Source organism: Brevibacterium gallinarum (assembly GCF_014836885.1).
Classification (GTDB): Bacteria; Actinomycetota; Actinomycetes; order Actinomycetales; family Brevibacteriaceae; genus Brevibacterium; species Brevibacterium gallinarum.
Window position 1 is genome coordinate 1 of record NZ_JACSPY010000004.1, and the last position, 16,837, is coordinate 16,837.

The window sequence follows — 16,837 nt, forward strand, 5'->3', positions numbered from 1 at the left end:
CAATCAGCATCGAGCCCACACCGCTATCGGAGGCCTCACCCCAGCCGACCGCGTTCACAACCTCACGGGGAACTACACCTAGCGCGACCCACACCTCGGCAGCGGCCGTCCGACACCTCGGTCACCAGCCCGTGAGACAGGCGGCACACCGGTGGACAGGTTGGTACAGTTTCTCCAATCCACCTAGAGCCCCACGTCACACAGAGGATGTGAGCAGCATGCCAGCTTCCGAGATCTCCGCCGGTCATGTGATCGTCAAGTCATTGGCCGCCCATGGCGTCAAGCGCGTCTATGTCGTGCCCGGCGAGAGTTTCCTCGACGTGCTCGATGGGCTGCACGACTCGCCGATCGACACCGTCGTGTGCCGCCATGAGGGCGGGGCCGCCTATATGGCTGAGGCCGACGGCAAGCTCGGCGAGCTGCCGGGCATCGCCATGGTCACCCGCGGCCCGGGTGCGGCGAACGCGCACGTGGGCCTGCACACCGCCTGGCAGGATTCGACGGCGATGGTGCTCTTCGTCGGGCTCATCCCGTTCGAGCACCGGGAGAAGGAGGCGTTCCAGGAGTTCGACCCCAAAGCGTGGTTCGACACCGGCGCCAAGCGCGTCATGATCCTCGACCACCCGGAGCGGGCCTCCGAGGTGGTCGCCGAGGCGATGTTCGCTGCGGTCTCCGGCCGTCCCGGCCCGGTGGTCGTCGGCCTGCCCGAGGACATCATCACCCAGCCCAACGACGGGATCATCCACCCGCAGATCCCCGTCGCGCAGGGCGGCATGACGGTCACCGACTGGAAGGCTCTGAAGTCCGCGCTCATGGAGGCTGAGCGGCCGCTGTTCGTCTTCGGCGGCAATGACTGGACCGATGAGGGTGCCGACACCTTCACCCAGTGGCTGGAGTCGCACAATCTGCCGGCAGCTGCCGAGTGGCGCTGTGAGGGCACCGTCCCGTTCGGCTCGCCGAGCTATGTCGGCCCGCTGGGCTATGGGCGCCCGCAGCACACCCACGAGGTGCTCGACGGCTCGGATCTGCTCGTCTTCGTCGGCACTGTTCCCGGTGACGTCATCACCGATGGGTTCACCGCCCGGCAGAATTGGGAGCGCAAGAACTTCATCGTCACCATCGACCCGTCGCTGCGCGGACGCTCAGGTCCGGTGACCCACCAGATCGTGGCCAAGCCCGATGTGTTCGTCCGCGACCTTGTGCGCATGGACCTGCCGGTGTGCGACTCGTGGCGGACGTGGACGAATGAGCTGCGCGCCAAGCAGGTCGAGTTCTCCACCCCGCCGTCGGCTGAGCCCGGTGACGGGCAGGCGAAGATGGCGACGATGATGGCCAATCTCGTCAAGCGTCTCGATGAGGATGCGATGGTGACCTTCGGTGCCGGTGAGCACACGAACTGGGCGCACCGCTACTTCCCCACGAACGGCTATGCCTCGATGATCTCGGCCCGCAACGGCTCGATGGGCTACTCGGTGCCGTCGGCGGTGGCGGCGAGCCTGCAGTACCCGAAGCGGCAGGTCATCTCGATCGCCGGTGATGGGGAGTTCCTCATGAACGCCCAGGAGCTCGCCACCGCCAAGCAGTACGGCGCCACCCCGCTCATCATCGTGATGGACAACCAGGAGTACGGCACGATCCGGACCCACCAGGAGCGGGCGTACCCGAAGCGAGTCTCGGGCACGCAGCTGGAGAATCCGGACTTCGCGCTCTTCGCGCAGGCCTTCGGCGGATTCGGCATCCGGGTCGAGAAGGACACCGACATCCCCGGTGCCCTCGATGAGGCGTTCGAGGCGACCGAGAACGGCCAGTTCGCCCTCATCCATCTCATCGTCGAACAGCGCGTCAAGGCCTACTGAGCGACAGCGCGTCAGCTGAAGAAGCGGGTGGCGAACCCGGGCACCGGGTTCGCCGCCGCTTCGGCTGTGGTCCCGGCCTGGACGACCGCACCCTCGTCGAGCACGATCACCCGGTCGGCCAGCGCCTCGACATCGGCACGATCGTGGCTGATGAGCAGTGCGGTGGCATCACCGAGCAGCTCGGTCAGCAGCGCACGGATGTGCGGCACGCTGTCGCGGTCAAGGGCTGACATCGGCTCATCGAGCAGCAGCAGGTCCGGTTCGGCGATCGCGGCCCGGGCGATCGCCGCCCGCTGGGCCTGCCCGCCGGAGAGCTGGTGCGGCCGCCGGTCCTCCATTCCGGCCAGGTCGACGCGCTCGAGCATCGAGGCGGCCCGGATGCGGGCCTCCCGGCGGGCCACCCCGCGGCAGCGCAGCGCGAAGGCGACGTTGTCGACGACGGTCATGGTGGGAAACAGCAGCGGCGCCTGTGCCAGCTGCACGATCCCGCGCTTGTGGGAGGGCACCCGCACCTTCCGGCCGGTGGTGCGCACAATCGGGCGTGCGCCCAGGGTGATCTCCGCCTCGGGCGGGGTCAGCAGCCCGGAGAGCACATCGAAGGTCGTCGACTTGCCGGCCCCGTTCGGCCCGATGAGCGCCGTCGTCGACCCGGCCGGGACCGCGATGTCGATGTCGAGCCCGCGGGCCGGCAGCCGGAAGACAGCAGACAGTTCGCTCATCTGCGCGCCTGCTTGGGGGTGCGGTAGGTGGCCACGACGATGGTGAAGGCGATGACCATGAGCACGACCGACAGCGCGATCGCCTGGGCCGGGTCGGTTTCGCGGGCGAGGTAGATCTCCAGCGGCATCGTGCGGGTGCGGCCCTGCAGGGAGCCGGCGAAGGTGAGGGTGGCGCCGAACTCGCCCAGTGCCCGGGCGAAGCACAGCACCGTGCCCGAGGCGAGGGCAGGGGCGAGCACCGGTATCGTCACCGTCAGCAGGGTGCGGGTGGGGCTGGCGCCCAGACCTGCGGCGATGCGCTCATAGCGCGGGTCGGTGCTGCGCAGCGCGCCTTCGAGCGTCATGACCATGAAGGGCAGCGACACGAAGGTCTGCGCCAGGACGACGGCGATGGTGGTGAAGGCGATCGAGATGCCGCCTGCTTCGAGGTAGCGGCCGATGAGGCCCATGCGCCCGAAGGTGTACAGCAGTGCGATGCCGCCGACGACCGGCGGCAGCACCAAGGGCAGCAGGCCCAGCGAGCGCAGCACTCGCCGGCCGGGGAACCGGGCGCGGGCCAGCACGAAGGCCAGCGGCACTCCGCCGAGCAGGCACAGTCCGGTGGCTGCCAGCGAGGTCCGCAGCGACAGTCGCAGAGCGGTCAGCGCCGAGTCCGAGCTGATGAGGTCCCATAGGGAGGCGTAGGGCACCTGGGTCAGCAGCCCGATGATGGGCACGATGACGATGGCCGCCCCGCAGGCTGCGGGCAGCCAGAGCCAGCGCGGCAGACCAGCGTGACTCACGGTGAGCCGAAGCCGGCGTCAGCCAGCGCTTCCCGGCCGGTGTCGGAGAGCACGTAGTCGACCCACTGCTGGGCGGCCTCGGCGTTCTCCGAGGACTTCAGCACGCCGATCGGGTAGTTGTTGATGACCTCGGCGGCTTCGGGGAAGTCCACGGCGGTGACGTCATCTCCGGCACCGGTGGAGTCGGTGACGTACACGAGTCCGGCGTCAGCCTGGCCGGAGGTGACCTTGCCGAGCACATCGGTCACTGCGTTCTCCTCGCTCACAGGTGAGAGTTCGACACCGGCGAGCTCGGCGACCTCCTGGGTGGCGGCACCGCAGGGCACCTCGGGTGCGCAGATGACCAGTGAGATGTCATCGGCGCTCAGGCTGTGCAGGTCCTCGACGCCTCTGGGATTGTCCGGGGCGGTGACGATGGTGAGGGTGTTGGTGGCGAACATCTGCGGCTGGCCCTCCATCAGGTCCTCGTCGGTCATCTTGTCCATGTTCTTCTCATTGGCTGAGGCGAACACGTCGGCAGGAGCCCCGGCCTGCATCTGGGCGACGAGGTCGGAGGAACCGCCGAAGGAGAAGTCGACGGAGGTGCCGGTCTCCTCCTCGAAGGACTCGCCGAGATCGGCGAAGACCTGGTTGAGAGAGGCGGCAGCGAAGACGGTGATGGAGCCGCCGCCGGACTCGGCGCCGTTGTCTGACCCGGCGCTGTTGCCGGACCCGTCGGAGCAGGCGGTGAGCATGAGGGCGGCAGCCGCCGTGAGCGCTCCGGTGGTGATGAGCGTCGATTTCATGAGTGTGGCTCCCTTGCTGCGTGTCCATGCTGGCAGCAGTCCCCGCCAGCTTGAGCACACCGTAGCACTGCATGTGCGTTCGATGCGCGGGATTCCACACGATGATTACGAGGCTCTTTCCACCTCGACCCGCAGATGCGGATCTATTGAGGTCTGGGCGGGTGCGCCTGCACACACGCGCCGCACCCGAGTCAGCGCTTCGGCATCTCCAGCAGCACCTGGGTGGCCTTGACGACGACGGTTGTGACATCGCCGACGGTGAGCTCAAGCTCCTCGACAGCCTCAGCCGACATGAGAGAGACGACCCGGTAGGGACCGCACTGAACGTCGACCTGAGCCATGACGCCGTCCTTCTTCACGGCGGTGACGAGACCGACGAACCGGTTGCGGGCCGAGGACTGCACAGCGGCCGGATCCTTCGGCAGGACCGCGGTCGCGCGGGCCAGCTCGGCGAGCTCAGCTCCATCGACGACGGCGCGCCCGCTGCTGTCGAGGCGCTGGGAGAGCTTTCCGGCGTGGATCCACCGGCGAAGTGTGTCATCACTGACCCCCATGAACAAAGCAGCATCGGAGATCCGCAGATCAGCCATGGCTCCACCTTTCCATTGATCGGGGTGACTGGTTCAGGCTTCAATCATTCTGCCACGCCAGCACGTCACATGCAGACCTGACTATATAGCGGATTTCATACGCTGCACACATGAGCCGACGTGCGGACCGCTCCCGGCAGGAGGATGGCCTCGATTCTACTCTCCACTGTGCCACGATGGGGGTATGCACGACGATCTCTCTCCAGCGGATTTTCCGCTCACCACGACGGACAAGCTGCGCTATTCCGACACCGACAGACAGGGCCACATCAACAACGCGGTCTTCGCGACGTTCTTCGAAACCGGTCGCGTCGAGATCATCTCCCAGATCGAGCAGCACGCCGAGGTCACCGACCGCGAATTCGTGCTCGCGCGGATCACGATCGACTATCTGCAGGAAGTCCACTGGCCGGGCACCGTGACGATCGGCAGCCGGATCAGCCGGGTCGGCACCTCCTCGCTGACGGTCGAACAGGTGATCGTCGTCGACGAGGCCGTGTGTGCGCGAGCCGAATCGGTGATGGTGCAGATCCGCACAAGCACCCGCCGCTCCGAACCGTTCGACGATGCAGCGCGGGAATTCTTCGACACCCTGAGATGAGCGGTCACCGACACGCCCCTTGAGGTTTCCAAGCACGTGAGTGTCGGCATAAGCTGGATGGACGAAGGAGGCGATGACCATGACGAAGAGCGGACAGGAATCGAGCAGCTCAGGCTCGAAGGGTCTCGACAAGGTCGAAGAGGCCGCCGAGAAGGTGCTTGGCGACTCGCAGGTCGGCAAGGGCGAACGCGTCGGCTATGTCGAAGACGATTCCGAGGCGCGCACTGCCGCGACTGCGGCAGCACACGGAGATGAGGCGATTCTGCAGGAAGACGGCACCCACCTCATCATCAGCAAGACCGAAGGCGATCCACCCGTCGACACCTGGCGGCACTGAATCGCAGCACTGGGCAGAGCCCGTCGGATCACCGGCGGGCTCTGCTGCTGCCCACCGGGTCTCCCAGCGGGATTCGCTACAGTGAAGCAGCGCGCTCCGACGCGCCGCCTCGCCCTGTCCACTCCCGCTGCTGACCCGATAGCGAATCCTCCATATGCACTCTGCACCGTCCTCCCCGCGCCGCGAGCGCGCCTCCCGCATCCTCACAAGCGTCTATCTCGCTGCCGCCTTCTGCGCGCTGGCGATCTGGCTGCTCGATCGGCTGGCGCCGGGACTGGGCTTCTGGCCGGGCATCGTGTTCGGCACCTTCATCACGCCGCTGGCACCGAACCCGGCATCGATCGTCACCCTGTTCATCCTGGCGTGGATGCTCATGCGGCGGATGCGGCTGGCACTGGGCATCATCATCGCCTTCGAGCTCCTCGGCCTGCTCGCCGCCAGCGGTGTCCTCGTCGCCGCCGCCAACGACCACCTCGGCATCGAGACCACGGTGATGCTCGTCGCGATCGTCAGTCTGCACATCCTCAGTCTCATCGCCTCACTGGCGATCATCGCCCTGGGCATCTGGCTGCTGCCGATGTTCCCCGCCCGCGTCGGCTTCACCGCCGGGCTGCGCGCGAGCATCGTCTTCATCGTCGGCGGCCTCGTCACCCTTGCCTACGCCGTCATCGCCTCGGCGCTGACGATCCACGACGCCGAGTTCGGCTTCGACGCGGTGACCGCTGCACTGCTGCGGGCCTTCTCGGCGGGTGATCCCGACCAGTTCGATGTCAGGCATCTGCCGTTCTGGGTGCCGGTGACGATCTCGACGCTGACGGCGGTGACGATCTTCCTCACCGTCTACGTGCTGCTGCGGCCGACCCGCACGCCGGGCTCCTGGCATGCGGCGCAGGAGATCCGGCTGCGCACCCTCCTCGAGCGCTTCCCGGGTGAGGACTCGCTGGCGTACTTCGCCACCCGCCGCGACCGGGATGCGATCTTCTCCCCCGGTGACGACGCCGCGGTGACCTTCCGCCAGCAGGGCTCCCACAGCCTCGCCGGCGGGGACCCGCTGGGCAATCCGGCGCATTGGGGGCAGGCGATCGATGGCTGGATCGCCCACGCCCGCTCCTTCGGGCAGGTCCCGGTGGCCTGTTCGGTCTCCGAAGCCGGCGCCCGCGCCTTCGCCGCCCGCGGCTTCTCGATCATCCCGATGGGCGATGAGGCGATCATCCGCCCGCAGCAGTTCGATCTGCACCTCTCCGGCCTGGCTGAGGTCGCCCGCGCCGCCAAGCGCGTCGCCCGGGCCGGTGTGTCGATCCAGGTCAGGCGGCTCTCCGAGCTGCCCACCGCGGAGCTGCAGGAGTGGGGCCGGTGCGCTGAGAGGTGGCGTGGCGGGGAGGCCGACCGCGGGTTCACGATGGCACTGAATCGCTGGGGCGATCTCGCTGACGCCGACACCGTCATCGTCACCGCCGCCGGCGCCGAGGGGCCGGTCGGGCTGCTGAGCTTCGTTCCCGTCGGCTCTGGGCTGAGTCTCGATGTCATGCGCCATGACCGCCGGCTGGCCCCCAACGGCATCACCGAGGCGATGGTCGCAGCACTCGTCGGCTGGGCTGAAGAGCACGGCATCGACGAGGTGTCGCTCAACTTCGTGATGTTCCGCCGCGTGTTCTCCGAAGCCGAACGCGTCGGACGCAGGCCGAGTGTTGACTTCCAGTCCCGGCTGCTCGGCTTCTTCGACCGCTACTTCCAGCTCGAATCGCTGTACCGCTCGAACAAGAAGTACCTGCCCGACTGGCGTCCGCGCTATCTGTGCGTACCGGTCTCCGGTGCCCTCGCCCCGGCCGCGCTGGCCTTCTCGATGGCAGAGGGCTTCCTGCCGGAGATGTTCGGCCGGCCGGCAGCCGGTGGTGAGCTCAACGACTCCGAGCTGCAGGAGCTCAGCGCAGCGCTGAGTGCGGTGCGGGCTGAGCGGATGCCGCAGCAGGCCCGCCGTGCACCGGTGACGCAGCACCGCATCGCGCATGCCGAGCAGCTGCAGGCGGCCGGCCTGCCGCCGTATCCGATCGGGCTGCGGGCACAGCGGTCGCTGGCCGAGGTCGGCGGGATCGATGCGTGGCCCGACGAGGTGCCGGTCAGCGGCCGGATCCGGCATCTGCGCCGGCACGGCGGTGTCGTCTTCGCCGACCTCATCGACCGTGACGTGACCGTGCAGGTGGTGCTCGAGCGCGACAGCCTCGACGGTGACTTCGCGGCACTCACCGATGCTCTCGACACCGGTGACATCGTCGTGGTCACCGGCCGGCGGGGGCGCTCACGCACCGGCACCCCGTCGGTGCTCGCCACCGGGCTGACGCCGGCGGCCAAGGCGCTTGTGCCGATCCCGTTCGAGGGCATCGGCAATGCGGAGTTCCGGGCCCGGCACCGATCTCTCGATCTGCTCGTCAACCCGCACGCGCTGCGCCTGCTCGAAACGCGGTCGCAGGTGATGGCGACCACCCGCCGGGTGCTGACCGAGCGCGGCTTCGCCGAGGTCGAGACCCCGGTGCTCAACACGGTCCACGGCGGGGCGACCGCCCGGCCGTTCCACACCTACATCAACGCCTATTCGACGCCGCTGACGCTGCGCATCGCCCCGGAGCTCTACCTCAAGCGGCTGCTCGTGGCCGGTTCGGGCCCGATCTTCGAACTGTCGCGCAACTTCCGCAACGAAGGCGCCGATGCCACGCACAACCCGGAGTTCACCTCCCTGGAGGCGTATCTGCCGTTCTCCGACTATGTCGATATGGCGCGGCTGACGCAGCAACTCATCCAGACTGTGGCCACGACGATCCACGGCAGCCCTCAGCTGCCGCTGCTCACCGGCGACCTCGACGACTCCGGAGCACCGGCCCGGGAGCTGACCGACATCTCCGGGGACTGGCCGCTGGTGCCGGTGTGCGAAGCGCTCTCGCAGCGGCTGGCCGCACCGATCTCACTGGACACGGACATGGAGATCCTCATGGAGCTCGCCCGCGATCACGGCATCGCCCTGACGCCGACGATGGGGCCCGGTGCGATCATCGAGGAGCTCTACGGCGAGCTCGTCGAGGCGGAGACCGTCACGCCGACCTTCTACTGCGATTTCCCCGCCGAGACCTCGCCGCTGACCGGCCCGCACCGGTCGAAGCCGGGACTGGTCGAGCGCTGGGATCTCGTCATCAACGGCATGGAGGTCGGCACCGCCTACTCCGAGCTGGCCGATCCGATCGAGCAGCGGCGCCGGCTGACCGAGCAGTCGTGGAAGGCCGCCCACGGCGACGCCGAGGCGATGGAGGTCGATGAGGACTTCCTCGCCGCGCTCGAGGCGGGGATGCCGCCGGCAGGCGGGCTCGGCATCGGCATGGATCGGCTCGTCATGCTCATGACGAACACGACGATCCGAGAGGTGCTGACCTTCCCGTTCGTGCGTCCGCGCCGCTGAACCCGGCGCTGCGGGCCCGCTGCGCCGGGAGGTTCAGAGGACGAGGAGGCCGAGCAGTCCGGCGGCGATGACAACGGCCCAGGCCGGAGCCTTCCACGCGCTCAGCGCGACGAAGGCGGCAGCTCCGATGACGAGTGTCAGCGCAGAGGTGATTCCGGTGGTGAAGACCGGCTGGTACAGCGCGGCGGCGAGGATCCCGACCACGCCGGCGTTGACGCCGCTCAGCGCCCGGCGGGCCAGCCGGTGCCCGGCAAGCGCCTGCCACAGCGGCAGCGTGCCGATGACGAGCAGCGTTGCCGGAAGGAAGACCGCGCCCAGCGCGATCGCCGCGCCCACCGCTCCCGTCGCCGAGGTGGTGCTCACCGTGCCGAGGTAGGCGGCGAAGGTGAACAGCGGGCCGGGCACTGCCTGGGCGGCCCCGTAGCCGGCGAGGAAGGCGTCGTTCGAGACGATCCCGGTGGGCACGAGCTCGGCCTGCAGCAGCGGCAGCACGACATGCCCGCCGCCGAACACGAGCGCGCCGGCACGGTAGAACACATCTGCCAGCTGCAGCGCATCGCTGCCGGTGAGCCGCGCGATGACCGGCAGCCCGATGAGCAGGACGGCGAAGAGGATGAGGCTGCCGGCGGCCACCGGCATCGGCACACGCACCCGGAACGGGTGCCCCTGCCCGCCTGAGGCGTCTGCCGCCTCGGGCACGGCCGGACGCAGCCATACCAACCCGATGACGCCGGCGAGGACGATCGCAGCGACCTGCGCCCATGCGGTGGGCACCAGCAGGGCGATGGCCAGGGCGGCGACCGCGATGCTCGCCCGCGGTGCGTCGGGAGTCAGCGAGCGCGCCATGCCGAGCACCGCATGCGCGACGACGGCTACGGCTGCGACCTTGAGTCCGGTGAGCCAGCCGGCGTCGCCGAGGTCGCCGAGGGCATGGATGCCGAAGCCGAAGGCCGCCAGCGCAAGCGCCGAGGGCAGGGTGAAGGCGACCCAGGCGGCGAGCATGCCGGCGAAGCCGGCGCGTTTGAGGCCCAGCGCCATGCCGACCTGGCTGGAGGCCGGGCCCGGCAGGAACTGGCACAGCGCGACGAGATCGGCATAAGCGCGGTCGCTGAGCCAGCGGCGGCGCTCGACGAAGGTCTCACGGAAGTACCCGAGGTGGGCGACCGGACCGCCGAAGGAGGTGAGCCCCAGCCGCAGGAAGATCCAGAACACCTCGGCAACGGAGCCGCGGCTGGCGGGTGCGGCGGCAGGCAGGTGGTCAGGCGAGGAGGCGGAAGGCTGCATGCCTGCCATTCAACGGCAGACAGGTGAACGGGAGGCGAACGGCGCCAGTGTCAGCGCACGGGCTGACGCAGGATGGTCCGGCGCCGCTCAGGTGCGGTGCGCCGGAAGTCGGACAGGTAGATCTCGTGGTGCCGGCCGCCCGGCTGCATGCCAGCGGCGGGAATCACCGTCTCGTGCAGGTCGGCCAGCACGCCGGCTTCGTCATCGAAGCTGCCGATGTGCAGGGTCTGCAAGCATGTGCCCTCCTGCAGCTCGTCTGCGCGCAGACGGTCGATGAGCGGGAGCGGGCGGCTTGTCTTCTCCGCTCTGCGGCGTGCGGCGCTCATCGCTGCATCGACATCGTCTGCGGTGAGCCACTCGGGCACCATCAGCATGAGCGTCCACTGCCACTGCGCTTTGTCCCGGCTGGTCGTGAAGGCCGTCATGTCGGCCGCCCACCACAGGCCTTCCAGCGACGGGACCACATAGTCGCGGCCGTAGGCGTTCTTCGAGTGGAACTTCAGGGTGTAGGCCACTGGGTAGAGCGTTTCGATCGCGGCGGTGAATGCTGGGACGGTGTTCGGGTCACCGGCTCCATCGACCATGAGATAGCTCGTATCCGGCAGCTCGATCCGATCGAAGCGGCCGGCGCGTGCCCGGTAGCGCTCCAGCGTCTTCTTGAAGTCGACCTTGGTGCTCACGGCAGTCCTCCGGTGCGTCGCTGCATGCTGCGATGTCTGACTCATCGTACGCCCCGTTGGGCTCTCGTCCTACGCTCGGTTCGGCTGCCGGCGCTGATGCGCGCATGAACCTATGACAATATCCGCCGCGCACTGCCACTATGACCGGCATGACTCTCCACGCATCACGCATCCCATCCCTCCTCACCGCCTCGGCTGCGGCGCTGTCCCTGGCAGTGCTCGCCGGCTGCGGCAGCACCAACTCGGACTCCGCCGGGCAGTCCCCTGAGCCCACCGAACGGCAGACCGCCGAGACCGCAGGCCCGGCTGAGCGCATCGCGCTGACCTATGACGGCGGCGTCATGGTGCTCGACGCAGAGTCGCACAAGGTGCTCGGCACCTTCGAAGCCGAAGGCTTCACCCGGCTCAACGCCGCAGGCGACAACCGGCACCTGTTCCTCACCGAAGGCGATGCGTTCCGGCTGCTCGACATGGGCACCTGGTCCGAACCGCACGGCGACCATTCGCACTCCTACACCACCGACCCGCTGCTGACCGACCAGCGCATCGAAGGCAGCCACCCGGGCCACCTCGTCAACCATGACGGCACCTCGGTCGCGTTCTTCGACGGCACCGGCGAGATCCACTCCTTCGATCCTGCCGAGCTCTCCGCTGATGCGCCGATCAAGACGGAGAAGGCCCAGGCGAAGGAGGCCCACCATGGTGTCGCCGTTGTGCGCGCCGACGGTTCGATGATCCACACCGTCGGCGATGAGGACACCCGCTCCGGTGTCGTCATCCGCGACGCCGAAGGCACGGACGTCGCCGAGAACAGCGACTGCCCCGGCGTGCACGGTGAGGCTGCCGTCAAGGACGGAGTCATCACCGTCGGCTGCGAGAACGGCCTGCTCATCATCAAGGGCGATGAGATCACCAAGGTCGACTCCCCCGATGAGCACGGACGGATCGGCAACCAGCGCGGACACGAGGACTCCCCGGTCGTGCTCGGTGACTACAAGACCGATCCCGAGGCCGAGGTCGAGCGTCCGACGCGGGTGACCCTGACCGACACGACGAGCGGGAAGCTGACACTCGTCGACCTGCCGGCTGCGTATTCGTTCCGCTCACTGGGCCGCGGTGCTGAAGGTGAAGCGCTCGTCCACGGCACGGACGGGACCCTGCGGGTCATCGATCCGGAGTCGGGCACCATCGGCACGGAGATTCCGGTGACCGGTGAGTGGGAGGAGCCGGAGGACTGGCAGCAGCCGCAGCCGACGGTCCATGTCTCCGGCGACCACGTCTACGTCACGGAGCCGGCGGCGAAGAAGCTGCACCTCGTCGACCTTGCCGCCGGGAAGGTGACCGCCAGCATCGACCTGCCCGAGGTTCCCGGTGAGATCGCCGCCGCCTCTGGTGAGGTGAGCGTTGGAGCCGACGCGCACGGTCACGATGGCGACCACGGACATGATCATGACCATGGTGATGGACACGACCACGACCACGGGCACGATCACGACCATGATCACGAGCACGACGGTCACAACCACTGATCTCTGATCTCGGTGCCGGGGTGGATGCGCAGCGCGCCACCCCGGCATCTGCTGCATCCGATTTTCCGGGTTCGCACCACGGCTGCGGCACCCGGCTGCACACCTCGGCTGCACACCTCGGCTGCAGGTGCCGGGGTGGATTCCTGCGGTGGTCGTCTCAGCGCGTGGGTGCGGCAGCGAGCAGGGCCTGAACCGCGGCGGTGAGGATCTGTTCGGGGTCGACGGTGTGGCCGGCGTGCAGCTCCGCATAGACCGGGGCGATGGTGGGATCGACCAGCGCGGCCTGTTCCCCTGCCGCCATCGCCGACGTCAGTGCCGAGCCGATCACGAGGTTCGACAGCGCATAGGCGCAGCCGAGCGGATCGGCCATACCCGCATCGCACAGCAGCACACACATCCGCTCCGACAGCGCCAGATAGTGCGGCCCGCGCGGTGTGCGCAGCGCGATCACCTGACCAGCCCACGGATGGCGGCGCAGATGGCGGAAGTACGCCAGCATCAGCTCATCGATCGCAGCCTCGGCCACCGCCTGCTGCATGCTCCCGTCGTCAGCCAGCGCGGCATCGAGGGCGAGGTCGCGCAGATCGTCGACGCCGCGCACCCGTGAGTACAGGCTGGCCGCTGCGACACCGAGCCGCTCGGCAGCGGCGCGCATCGTCAGGGCCGGGAAGCCGCCCACATCGAGCAGCTCTGCCGCTGCGCGGGCCAGCGCATCCACGTCGATCGCGCGGCGGCGCCGCACGGGCCTCGGTGCATCCCAGTAGCTCACGGCACCAGCTTAACCTATGCGTGTTAGGTTAGCTTTGATGCCGTCACCGTCCGAAGGAGAGCCGCGATGACCGAGACTCCCCCTCCTCCACCTGACCTCCCGCCCCTGCAGCTGCCGGTGCTCACACCTCGGCTGCGGCTGCGCACCCACCGCCGCGACGATGCCGAAGCGCTGCTGGGCATCTACTCCCAGCCCGCCGTCGCCCGCTACCTGCTCGACGAAGCCTGGACGCCGACCCTGGCCGCTGAGAAGACAGCCGAGCGGCTCACCTGCACCGGTCTCGACACCTCGGCTGCGAGCCTGGCCCTCATCATCGAACACGACACTGCGGTGATCGGCGATGTCACGCTGTGGCAGACGGGCGGGACCCGGGCGACGGCGGAGATCGGCTGGGTTCTCGATCCCGCGCACAGCGGCCGCGGTTACGCCAGCGAGGCGGTCGCCGCCGTGCTCGCTGTGGCGTTCGATCACTACCGCCTGCACCGGGTGAGCGCGCAGATGGACGCCCGCAACACCGCCTCGGCCAGGCTGGCACGGCGGGTCGGCATGATCGCTGAGGCCCACCTGCGCCAGGACTGGTGGTCGAAGGGCGAATGGACCGACACCCTCATCTTCGGGATGCTCGCAGACGATAGGCTGGCCGGGACCTGCTCGCTCAACCCAGGGACCTGACATGGCCGAGCTCATCATCACCCGCACTGTCGCCGAGCTGCGCTCGGAGATGGCCGAACTCATCCGCGACCGCGACGCCACCTCCGTCGGGCTCATCCCCACGATGGGCGCGCTGCACGGCGGGCATGCCGCCCTCATGCAGGCCGCCCGGGCCGCGCACGAGGTGGTGGTCGCCTCGTTGTTCATCAATCCGCTGCAGTTCGAGTCGCCGCTCGACCTTGAGCGGTATCCGCGCGATCTGGCCGGGGACTGCCAGACGATGCAGGAGGCCGGTGTCGACATCGTCTTCGCCCCGGAGGTCGAGGAGATGTACCCCGGCTACCCCGACGCGCCGATCATCCGGGTGTCCTCCGGCCGGATGGGCACCACCTTGGAGGGTGCCTCGCGGCCGAGTCACTTCGACGGGGTGGCCACGGTGGTGGCGAAGCTGTTCAACATCTTCGATCCGCCGGGACCGGCCCGTCTGCACGCGTACTTCGGTGAGAAGGACGCCCAGCAGGTGATGATCGTCAAGCGGATGGTCGCCGACATGAATTTCCCGGTCACCATCGAGCCGGTGCCCACGCAGCGCACGCCTGCCGGGCTGGCGATGTCGAGCAGAAACCTGCTGCTGAGCAGCGAGCAGGAGGAAGCGGCGCTGGCGCTGTCGAAAGCGCTCTTCGCGCTGCGGGAACGCGCCCGCGCCGGCCGCGACTGGGATCTCGAAGGGCTGAGACGGCAGGTGCACAGCACCCCGGATGTCACGCTCGACTATCTGGAGGTCGTCGACCCGGCGACGCTGGAGGCGACGACCGAGCTGCCGGCCCTCGCGCTCATCGCCGCCTACGTCGGCAGTGTCCGGCTGATCGACAATCTGCACATCGACCCCGGCGCGCCGACCTCGGGCACCTCTCAGCGCACTAGGCCGCTGCGGTAGGCCCACACGACCAGCTGCACCCGATCGCGCACCCCGAGCCGCGGGGATATCCGGGCGAGATGGGACTTCACCGTTGAGACCTCGATGTGCAGCCGGGCGGCGATCTCCGCGTTCGACAGCCCTTCGGCCAGCGCGGTGACGATCTCGCGCTCCCGCTCTGAGAGCACCTCGGGCCCGGGGAGCTGTGTCCGACCGTCGCCGCTGCCGCCGCTTGCCGGATGCGGTCGGCGCCGGGCGAATTCGGCGGCGATGCGCCGCGTCACCTCAGGGCCGACGAGCCCCTCGCCGCGGGCGGCGGCGCGGATCGCTTCGATGAGGTCATCTGCGTCGGCGTTCTTGAGCAGGAAGCCGACCGCACCGGCGTCGAGGGCTCCGAAGACGTAGTCGTCCAGATCGAAGGTCGTGACGATGACGACCGCGGTGTCGGTGTCCTGCAGCTGCGCGGTGGCTGTCAGCCCGTCACCGTCAGGCATCCGCACGTCCATGAGCACCACGTCAGGGGCCAGCGTCCGCACCAGCTCCACCGCCTCGGGACCGGAACCGGCCTGCCCGATGACCTCGATGTCCCCGGCGGACTCTGCGATGACGGAGAATCCGGTGCGGATGACAGGCTGATCATCGGCGATCACGACGCGGATCATGCCTGCTCCTTCCGGGTCAGCGGCAGACGGGCGCGCACGGTGAAGCCGTTGCTGCTCGGCTGGGCGCTCAGCGTCCCACCGAGCAGTTCGGCGCGCTCGCGCATGCCGCGCAGGCCGGTGCCGGTGCCGTCGATGCCTGCCGTCTGCGCTGTGCCGGCAGTGCAGCGCACGAGGATCTCAAGCTGGCCGGCGGCGGCGTCGGCGGTGACCGCCGCCGTCACCGTGGAACCGGGCGCGTGGCGCTCGGCGTTCGTCAGCGCCTCCTGCACGATGCGGAAGACCGCATGAGACGTGCTGCGCGGCAGCGACTCGTCGACAGCATCCAGGTGCACGTCTCCCACGGTCACGGCGCCGCGCTGCCTGACCTGATCGAACAGCTGTGTCAGATGCTGCACTGATGCGACCGGGGCTCTCTCGCCATCACCACCGGGCGGTGCCGGTTCCCGCAGCACGGTGATGACGTCGTTGATGCTCTCCATCGCCTGATCAGCGTCGCACAGCAGCTGAGCGCGCAGCCGAGCTGCCATGGTCGCATCATCGATGCGCTCGAGCGCGCGAGCGCTGACGGCAACGGCGGTGAGATGGTGCGCGGCCACATCGTGCAGCTCTCGGGCCATGCGCCCCCGCTCGGTGAGGACCGCCTCGGCGACGGCCAGATCGCGGCTCTGCCGCGTCATCTCGACGAGCTCAGCCTGTGCCTGCACGCGCGCATCGTTCGTCCGCAGCCACCAGCCGGCGGCTGCCGGCACAGCGGAGTTGGCGACGAGGTTGAAGACGAGCAGCGGCAGCACAACCGCCGCCGAGGTCTCCAGTCCGAGGCGCTCAGCGTCGGCTGGCCACACCCCGCGGGCGAGCTGCAGGACGATGTTGACCAGTACGAAGACAGCGACTGTCAGTGCTGAGGCGCGCGGCGTCACGCGCCGGCACAGACTGACCGTGATGGCGAAGAGGACAGGCACCACACCTGCCGGCGCCTCCCCGGCGAGTGCGAGGTGGAGCAGGTAGATGCCGGCAACGGCGGCGAAGGACCAGCCGATGCCGATCCGGAAGCGCAGCAGATAACCGCTGAGCGCTGCGACTGTCGCCGTGAGCAGCACGGCGATCGCGGCAGGGCGCGGGCCGGCCGTGCTGAGCACGAGCGGTTCGACAGCGACGGTGATGAGCACCGTCGCTGCCGAGAGCACGGCTATGGCGGCATCGACGAGGAGATTCCGGTCCATTGCGCGCATGG

Annotated in this window: 16 protein-coding genes; 7 read left to right on the plus strand and 9 right to left on the minus strand. The window is 68.6% G+C overall.

From position 1 onward, the window contains the following. The first annotated feature begins 218 nt into the window (after nt 1-218). Entirely contained in the window at nt 219-1,856 is a 1,638-nt protein-coding gene (locus H9634_RS05490; RefSeq protein WP_191725734.1) for a thiamine pyrophosphate-dependent enzyme, read from the plus strand. An 11-nt stretch (nt 1,857-1,867) separates the two neighbouring features. On the opposite strand, the gene H9634_RS05495 is transcribed toward H9634_RS05490, so the two are convergent. From H9634_RS05495 to H9634_RS05510, 4 genes are all read right to left on the minus strand, one after another. Next, a complete protein-coding gene (locus tag H9634_RS05495) occupies nt 1,868-2,575 on the minus strand; it encodes an ATP-binding cassette domain-containing protein (RefSeq protein WP_191725735.1) in 708 nt (235 codons plus the stop codon). Then, complete coding sequence (locus H9634_RS05500; RefSeq protein ID WP_191725736.1) at nt 2,572-3,357, minus strand: ABC transporter permease; 786 nt, start codon at nt 3,355-3,357, stop codon at nt 2,572-2,574. The genes H9634_RS05495 and H9634_RS05500 overlap by 4 nt, the downstream gene beginning before the upstream one ends. Then, entirely contained in the window at nt 3,354-4,142 is a 789-nt protein-coding gene (gene modA / locus H9634_RS05505) for a molybdate ABC transporter substrate-binding protein (RefSeq protein WP_191725737.1), read from the minus strand. The genes H9634_RS05500 and modA overlap by 4 nt, the downstream gene beginning before the upstream one ends. Nucleotides 4,143-4,333: 191 nt before the next feature. After that, a complete protein-coding gene (locus tag H9634_RS05510) occupies nt 4,334-4,732 on the minus strand; it encodes a TOBE domain-containing protein (protein WP_191725738.1) in 399 nt (132 codons plus the stop codon). Nucleotides 4,733-4,916: 184 nt separating this feature from the next. Between H9634_RS05510 and H9634_RS05515 the strand changes: the two genes are divergently transcribed. From H9634_RS05515 to lysX, 3 genes are all read left to right on the plus strand, one after another. Then, nucleotides 4,917-5,333, plus strand: a complete 417-nt coding sequence (locus tag H9634_RS05515; RefSeq protein WP_191725739.1) for an acyl-CoA thioesterase — start codon at nt 4,917-4,919, stop codon at nt 5,331-5,333. 73 nt (nt 5,334-5,406) lie between these two features. Beyond that, nucleotides 5,407-5,670, plus strand: a complete 264-nt coding sequence (locus H9634_RS05520; protein WP_191725740.1) for a hypothetical protein — start codon at nt 5,407-5,409, stop codon at nt 5,668-5,670. 154 nt (nt 5,671-5,824) lie between these two features. Further along, nucleotides 5,825-9,115, plus strand: a complete 3,291-nt coding sequence (lysX, locus tag H9634_RS05525) for a bifunctional lysylphosphatidylglycerol synthetase/lysine--tRNA ligase LysX (protein ID WP_191725741.1) — start codon at nt 5,825-5,827, stop codon at nt 9,113-9,115. Nucleotides 9,116-9,148: 33 nt separating this feature from the next. On the opposite strand, the gene chrA is transcribed toward lysX, so the two are convergent. Both chrA and H9634_RS05535 read right to left on the minus strand, forming a co-directional pair. After that, entirely contained in the window at nt 9,149-10,399 is a 1,251-nt protein-coding gene (chrA, locus tag H9634_RS05530) for a chromate efflux transporter (RefSeq protein WP_191725742.1), read from the minus strand. Between the two features lie 50 nt (nt 10,400-10,449). Further along, on the minus strand, nt 10,450-11,079 hold the full coding sequence (locus H9634_RS05535) for a GyrI-like domain-containing protein (RefSeq protein ID WP_191725743.1): 630 nt from the start codon (nt 11,077-11,079) through the stop codon (nt 10,450-10,452). Between the two features lie 149 nt (nt 11,080-11,228). On the opposite strand from H9634_RS05535, the gene aztD reads away from it, so the two are divergent. Beyond that, complete coding sequence (gene aztD / locus H9634_RS05540) at nt 11,229-12,608, plus strand: zinc metallochaperone AztD (RefSeq protein ID WP_225210644.1); 1,380 nt, start codon at nt 11,229-11,231, stop codon at nt 12,606-12,608. A 157-nt stretch (nt 12,609-12,765) separates the two neighbouring features. On the opposite strand, the gene H9634_RS05545 is transcribed toward aztD, so the two are convergent. Further along, the gene (locus H9634_RS05545; protein ID WP_318245009.1) at nt 12,766-13,377 is read right to left on the minus strand and encodes a TetR family transcriptional regulator; all 612 of its coding nucleotides are present in this window, start codon (nt 13,375-13,377) and stop codon (nt 12,766-12,768) included. A gap of 66 nt (nt 13,378-13,443) precedes the next feature. On the opposite strand from H9634_RS05545, the gene H9634_RS05550 reads away from it, so the two are divergent. Then, complete coding sequence (locus tag H9634_RS05550; protein ID WP_191725744.1) at nt 13,444-14,049, plus strand: GNAT family N-acetyltransferase; 606 nt, start codon at nt 13,444-13,446, stop codon at nt 14,047-14,049. Between the two features lies 1 nt (nt 14,050). Next, nucleotides 14,051-14,965, plus strand: a complete 915-nt coding sequence (gene panC / locus H9634_RS05555; protein WP_191725745.1) for a pantoate--beta-alanine ligase — start codon at nt 14,051-14,053, stop codon at nt 14,963-14,965. Here the strand turns inward: panC and H9634_RS05560 are convergent. Further along, nucleotides 14,941-15,606: a response regulator gene (locus H9634_RS05560; RefSeq protein ID WP_191725746.1), complete on the minus strand. Its 666-nt coding sequence runs from the start codon at nt 15,604-15,606 to the stop codon at nt 14,941-14,943. The two genes, panC and H9634_RS05560, sit on opposite strands and share 25 nt — an antisense overlap. Next, complete coding sequence (locus H9634_RS05565; protein ID WP_191725747.1) at nt 15,603-16,835, minus strand: sensor histidine kinase; 1,233 nt, start codon at nt 16,833-16,835, stop codon at nt 15,603-15,605. The genes H9634_RS05560 and H9634_RS05565 overlap by 4 nt, the downstream gene beginning before the upstream one ends. Nucleotides 16,836-16,837: the final 2 nt, after the last annotated feature.

Bases quoted from the DNA above. Each gene is read 5' to 3' on its own strand.
- H9634_RS05520 (WP_191725740.1), top strand. From the start codon at position 5,407: ATGACCATGACGAAGAGCGGACAGGAATCGAGCAGCTCAGGCTCGAAG.
- H9634_RS05565 (WP_191725747.1), bottom strand. From the start codon at position 16,835: ATGCGCGCAATGGACCGGAATCTCCTCGTCGATGCCGCCATAGCCGTG.
- H9634_RS05560 (WP_191725746.1), bottom strand. From the start codon at position 15,606: ATGATCCGCGTCGTGATCGCCGATGATCAGCCTGTCATCCGCACCGGA.
- aztD (WP_225210644.1), top strand. From the start codon at position 11,229: ATGACTCTCCACGCATCACGCATCCCATCCCTCCTCACCGCCTCGGCT.
- panC (WP_191725745.1), top strand. From the start codon at position 14,051: ATGGCCGAGCTCATCATCACCCGCACTGTCGCCGAGCTGCGCTCGGAG.
- H9634_RS05510 (WP_191725738.1), bottom strand. From the start codon at position 4,732: ATGGCTGATCTGCGGATCTCCGATGCTGCTTTGTTCATGGGGGTCAGT.
- H9634_RS05515 (WP_191725739.1), top strand. From the start codon at position 4,917: ATGCACGACGATCTCTCTCCAGCGGATTTTCCGCTCACCACGACGGAC.
- H9634_RS05495 (WP_191725735.1), bottom strand. From the start codon at position 2,575: ATGAGCGAACTGTCTGCTGTCTTCCGGCTGCCGGCCCGCGGGCTCGAC.
- chrA (WP_191725742.1), bottom strand. From the start codon at position 10,399: ATGCAGCCTTCCGCCTCCTCGCCTGACCACCTGCCTGCCGCCGCACCC.
- H9634_RS05490 (WP_191725734.1), top strand. From the start codon at position 219: ATGCCAGCTTCCGAGATCTCCGCCGGTCATGTGATCGTCAAGTCATTG.
- modA (WP_191725737.1), bottom strand. From the start codon at position 4,142: ATGAAATCGACGCTCATCACCACCGGAGCGCTCACGGCGGCTGCCGCC.
- lysX (WP_191725741.1), top strand. From the start codon at position 5,825: ATGCACTCTGCACCGTCCTCCCCGCGCCGCGAGCGCGCCTCCCGCATC.
- H9634_RS05550 (WP_191725744.1), top strand. From the start codon at position 13,444: ATGACCGAGACTCCCCCTCCTCCACCTGACCTCCCGCCCCTGCAGCTG.